Source organism: Streptomyces sp. MB09-02B (assembly GCF_033794485.1).
GTDB lineage: Bacteria > Actinomycetota > Actinomycetes > Streptomycetales > Streptomycetaceae > Streptomyces.
The window spans coordinates 1-868 of sequence record NZ_JARGEE010000937.1 but is presented as its reverse complement, the minus strand read 5'-3'; the positions used below and the strand labels follow the sequence as shown (position 1 = coordinate 868).

Below are 868 nucleotides of genomic sequence, written 5' to 3'. Positions count from 1 at the left end.
ACCGCACCCCCTGCCCCGGTGCCCCTCACCCGTGCGGCACCCACCCGCGGCTCCGCCGACTCCCGCAGCTCTCGTTCCATCTCCGCCACCGTCGCCCGAAGGCGGGGCAGCAGCGTCGAGCGCAGCGACTCCGCGGTGTGCCGGCTCGTGTGGCTGACGACGCTCGCCACACACGCCACCCGTCCCGTACGCGGATCCCGTACGGGTACGGACACCGCCACCAGCCCCGGTTCGATCAACTGGTCGTCCAGCGCCCACCCCTGGGCGCCCGCCCGTGCCGTACGGTCCTCGAAGTCGTCGTAGGCGCCGGCGCGAGGAGGCACCGCCGGAAAGCCCCGGCCCTCCGGGTCGGCCACGCGGCGGGCGCGCCACCGGGACCAGTCGGCCGGCCCCCACTCGGTGGCGAACAGCGGGCCGGGCGCGGTGCGTTCGGCCGGGAGGAGGTCGCCGATGCGGAAGCTGAGGGACATCGCGCGACGGCGGGTGGCCTGGTGGATGAAGCGGACGCCGTCCAGGTCGCCGACCGCCAGGGACACCGACTCGTCGAGCTCGTCCGCGAGGGCGTCCGCGTGGGCGTCCAGGAGGCGGGGGAGGCGGATGGCGGCGAGGTAGGCGTTGCCCAGCTCCATCAGGCGGGGGGCGAGGACCGCGTCACGGCCGTCCAGTCGTACGTAGCCCATGCGGGCCAGCGTCGCCGTGATCCGGTCCACGGTGGAACGCGCGAGCCCGGTCGCCTTCTCCAGCGCGCTCGGGCTCAGCGTGCCGTCCGCTTCGGTGAGCCGGCGCAGCACGGTGATGCCGCGCATCAGGGGGGCGACGGCTTCGGCGGGCGCGGGCGCGGGCGAGGAGGGGGAGGCGGGGCCGGCCG

At 76.2% G+C, this 868-nt stretch carries 1 protein-coding gene; it reads right to left on the bottom strand.

From position 1 onward, the window contains the following. Nucleotides 1-868, bottom strand: an 868-nt coding sequence (locus tag P1P70_RS45190) for an IclR family transcriptional regulator (RefSeq protein WP_413471702.1), incomplete at both ends; no start/stop codon positions are given.